The following is a 4,133-nucleotide window of genomic DNA, read 5'->3' as shown; positions in this document are numbered from 1 at the left end:
GGCCGAGGTGGTCCGCCTCGCGGAGTCCGGCCCCCGGCACGACGTCACGCGTCACGTGACGCTCCAGCTCAACCCGGAGGCCCTCGGCGAGGTGCGGATCACGCTCAGCCTGCACGCGGGTGGCGTCCGGGTGCGGCTGGCTGCCGAGTCCGGGGTGACGCGTGAGGCACTCGCGGCCGGCATCCCGCAGCTGCAGCAGCTGCTGGGCGAGCACGCCGTCACCGCCGACCGGTCCGCACGGCCCGGGTCGCCGGCCATCGAGGTCACCATCGCCACCCTCCCGTCCGAGCAGGGTCCTCTTTCCGGGGGCTCCGCGCACTCCGGAAGCGACGCCGAGGCGGACGCGCAGGAGCACTTCGCCGGGAACGGCTTCGACCAGCCCCACGAGCAACGACCGGCACGGATGCCGGTCGGCCACACCGCCACGGACGGCTCACGAGCGACGGCAGTCCTGCCGCCGGTCGACGACCTGCGCACGTCTGGCTCCCTCGGGCGCCTCGACGTGAGCGTGTGAGGAGGAGCCATGTCCGTATCCGCCGTGGAGACGGCAGCCAACGGAGGCCTGCAGTCGCTGGTCTCGAGCACGACGACCGCGGCCTCGGCCGACAAGGAGATGTTCCTGCAGCTCCTCGTCGCCCAGCTGCGCTACCAGGACCCGATGAACCCCGCCGACACCGGTGAGTTCCTGTCGCAGTCGGCGCAGTTCACGTCGCTGGAGAAGATGCAGGACGTCGCCGACCAGACGGCGCTCGTGCTCGGGGCGCAGATCGCCTTCGGCGCCAGCGGTCTCGTGGGCCGCGACGTGTCCTACACGCTCGCCGACGGCACCACCGGTCAGGGACCCGTCGACAGCGTCACCTTCGGCGCCGAGGGACCGGTGCTCGAGGTCGACGGCATCGCGGTGCCGATCGGTCAGGTCCACACCGTGACCTCCGCCGGCTCCACCAGCAGCCCCGACCCGTCCTGAACCCGCTCACCCCACCTTCTTCATCCCACCTTCTGCAGCACCGAGAGGAATCATCCCCATGCTTCGTTCACTCTTCGCCGGCATCAGCGGCCTGCGCGTCAACCAGACCATGCTCGACGTGACCGGCAACAACATCGCCAACGCCAACACGGTCGGCTTCAAGTCGAGCTCGACGGTGTTCTCCGACACCCTCAACCAGATGCTCACCGGCTCCGCGGACGCCAACGACGCTCGCGGCGGCACCAACGCCGTCCAGATCGGGCTCGGGGTCCAGCTCGCCGCCACCATGACGAACCTCGGGCAGGGCTCGGCCCAGCTCACCGGCCGCTCGACCGATCTGATGCTCCAGGGCGATGGCTTGTTCGTCGTCCAGCAGGGCAACGAGGCGCTCTACACACGGGCCGGTGCCTTCACCTTCGACGAGACCGGCACCCTGGTCACGCCCTCCGGCGCGCGGGTGCAGGGCTACGCCCTCGATGCCGCCGGCGACCCGACCGGTGGCCTGGTCGACATCACCATGGACACCGCCGGGCTGGTCCCGCCGGCGCCGGCCGGGGTCGAGCTCACGTCGTTCTCCTTCGGCAGCGACGGCAAGCTGCGCGGGGTCTTCTCCGACGGCATCCAACGCGACCTGGGTCAGCTGGCCATCGCAGACTTCAACAACCCCAACGGTCTCGAGCGCGTGGGTGGGACGTCGTTCCGCGAGTCCGCGAGCTCCGGCGCCGCCGAGATCGGCACCTCCGGCACCGGACGCCGCGGCACCGTGACCGCCGGCGCGCTGGAGATGTCGAACGTCGACCTGGCCGCCGAGTTCACCAACCTGATCCTCGCCCAGCGTGGTTTCCAGGCCAGCTCGCGCGTGATCACCACCTCCGACTCGGTGCTCGAGGAGCTCGTCAACATCAAGCGCTGACCCAGCCGGCGACCGCCCTCCCTTCCGAGGGAGCGGCGGTCCCGTCGTTTTCGGGCCAACCCCTCAGGTCGGAGCGCGCGGCGCCGAATGGAGGAAGGACAGTCACGGATGACTGTGAAGGAACCGCACTAAGGATGGTGCCGAATGATCCCCCTGACTCGACTCTCCGGATCGATGTTCGTGCTCAACTCAGACTTGATCGAGCGCGTCGACAGCACCCCGGACACCGTGATCACCCTGGTCGACGGAAGCAAGTACCTCGTCGCCGAGAGCCTCACGACCGTGCTCTCGACCGTCCGGCGCCACCGCGCCGAGATCGTCGCGCTCGGCGGCATGATGGCCGAGGACCCGCAGCTGCTGTCGTCGCTCACCGATGTCGAGGACGACCCCCACGCGCGCAACCTCTCGCTGGTCTCGCACCGGTCGCAGCAGGAGACGACGCTGTGAAGGACGCCGCCACCAGTCTGGGCATCGGCCTCGCGTTCGTGGTGGTGATCCTCGCCAACGTGCTCGAGGGCGGCAACCCCACCGCCTTGCTGCTGCTCCCCCCGTTGCTGCTCGTCTTCGGCACCACGGTCCTCGTGACCATCGCCGGCGGCACCATGGCCGACGCCAAGCAGGCCGTCGTCTCCCTCAAGACAGCCTTCCTCGGCGGACCGCAGTCGTGCGCCGAGGTCGTCCCGACCGTCGTGGGCCTGGCCGAGCGCGCCCGTCGCGAAGGTCTGCTGTCCCTGGAGGACAGCGTCCGCGAGCTGGACGACGAGTTCCTCGCCAAGGGCGTGACCCTCGCCATCGACGGCACCGACCCCGACGAGGTCCGCGAGATCCTCGAGGCCGAGGTGAGCGCGGCCAAGAAGGCGCACAAGCAGTCGGCGAAGTTCTACGCCGACGCCGGGGCCTACGCACCGACGATCGGCATCATCGGCACCGTGATGGGCCTCGTGCACGTGCTGGAGAACCTCTCCGACCCCGAGCAGCTCGGCCACCTCATCGCCGCGGCCTTCGTCGCGACGCTGTGGGGGGTCACCAGCGCCAACGTGCTCTTCCTGCCCATCGGCAACCGCCTCAAGCGGCTCGGCGAGCTCGAGACCACCCGGATGGAGCTCATCGTCGAGGGCGTCGCTGCCATCCAGTCCGGTGCCAACCCGCGTGTCATCGCCCAGAAGCTCGGCTCGCTGGTCCCTGCCTCCGAGCAGGCGCCGGCGCTCGACGCGGCCTAGAAGGTCACGATGGCGACGCGCAGAGCCAAGAAGGAAGAGCCCGAGGAGCACGAGAACCACGAGCGCTGGTTGGTGACCTACGCCGACATGGTCACCCTGCTCATGGTGCTCTTCATCGTCATGTTCGCGATCAGCCAGGTCGACGAGCGCAAGTTCAACGAGCTGGCCGAGGGCATGGCCGCCGGTTTCGGGTCACAGGACTCCATCCTGGACGGCGCCAGCTCGCTGCACACCGAGCCCGGCTACTCCCCGGTCCGTCCGGTGGCGCCGCAGCTGGCCGATGCGACCCTGAGCGACGAGCAGCGCCTGGAGGTCGAGCAGGCGGTGGCGCGCAACGAGGAGCTGGCCCGCGACCGCACCCGCTCGGAGGCCCAGCTCGAGGTCGACCGCCTCGCCGCGATCCGACGGGCGCTGCTCGAGGCGCTGCGCGAGGAGGGTCTCGAGCGGGACGTCACGACCAGCTTCGACGGCCGCGGCCTGGTGCTGAGCCTGGTGTCGCGTCACGTCGTGTTCCAGGCCGATCGCTCCGAACTCAGCGCTCGGGGTCGTGAGGTCGTCGACGCGCTCGCTCAGGTGCTGCGGACGTTGGACGACCCGCTCCAGATCGACGGCCACACCAACCAGGTGCCGGTGAAGCCCGCCTTCTTCGCCACCGACTGGGACCTGTCGGCAGCGCGCGCCGTGACGGTGCTCCGCCGGCTCGAGGAGGTGGCCGGCCTCGCGACCGACCGCCTCTCGATGGCCGCGTTCGGTGCGACCCGTCCGCTCCTCGACCCGACCGACCCGCGGTCGCAGGCGATCAACAAGCGCGTCGACATCGTCGTCCTCAGCACCGCCGACCCCGAAGCCGCCGCCCTGATCCCCGCCCTGGCCGGCGCTGACCGCACTGGCCGCACTGGCCGCACTGACCGGACGGGCCGAACTGGCCGCACCCGAGCCGCCGCCGACGACCCTGCCCCCGCAGCCATCCCGAACGACATCGGCGAGGCAGCCGCCCCGCCCGACCCCCCAGGAGAGCGACCATGAGCGTCAC

General features: G+C 70.3%; 6 protein-coding genes. All 6 read left to right on the top strand.

Features of this window, described 5'->3' with window-relative positions; translation table 11 throughout:
- The coding region (locus tag VOI19_RS15495) for a flagellar hook-length control protein FliK (RefSeq protein ID WP_323793864.1) at positions 1-514 on the top strand (514 nt) is incomplete at its 5' end.
- A 9-nt stretch (positions 515-523) separates the two neighbouring features.
- The gene (locus tag VOI19_RS15490; RefSeq protein ID WP_323793863.1) at positions 524-967 is read left to right on the top strand and encodes a flagellar hook assembly protein FlgD; all 444 of its coding nucleotides are present in this window, start codon (positions 524-526) and stop codon (positions 965-967) included.
- Positions 968-1,025: 58 nt separating this feature from the next.
- Positions 1,026-1,880 carry a flagellar hook-basal body complex protein gene (locus VOI19_RS15485; protein WP_323793862.1) on the top strand — a complete coding sequence of 285 codons (855 nt, stop codon included), beginning with the start codon at positions 1,026-1,028 and terminating at the stop codon, positions 1,878-1,880.
- A gap of 144 nt (positions 1,881-2,024) precedes the next feature.
- Positions 2,025-2,327: a flagellar FlbD family protein gene (locus tag VOI19_RS15480; protein ID WP_323793861.1), complete on the top strand. Its 303-nt coding sequence runs from the start codon at positions 2,025-2,027 to the stop codon at positions 2,325-2,327.
- Entirely contained in the window at positions 2,324-3,100 is a 777-nt protein-coding gene (locus VOI19_RS15475; protein ID WP_323793860.1) for a motility protein A, read from the top strand. The genes VOI19_RS15480 and VOI19_RS15475 overlap by 4 nt, the downstream gene beginning before the upstream one ends.
- Positions 3,101-3,109: 9 nt before the next feature.
- Positions 3,110-4,126 (top strand): flagellar motor protein MotB, encoded by a 1,017-nt coding sequence (locus tag VOI19_RS15470; RefSeq protein ID WP_323793859.1) that lies wholly within the window; start codon positions 3,110-3,112, stop codon positions 4,124-4,126.
- Positions 4,127-4,133 lie beyond the last annotated feature (7 nt).

It is taken from the genome of Nocardioides sp. (assembly GCF_034670285.1).
Classification (GTDB): domain Bacteria; phylum Actinomycetota; class Actinomycetes; order Propionibacteriales; family Nocardioidaceae; genus Nocardioides.
The sequence above is the reverse complement of the archived record's forward strand: the minus strand, read 5'-3'. Positions and strand labels throughout refer to the sequence as shown.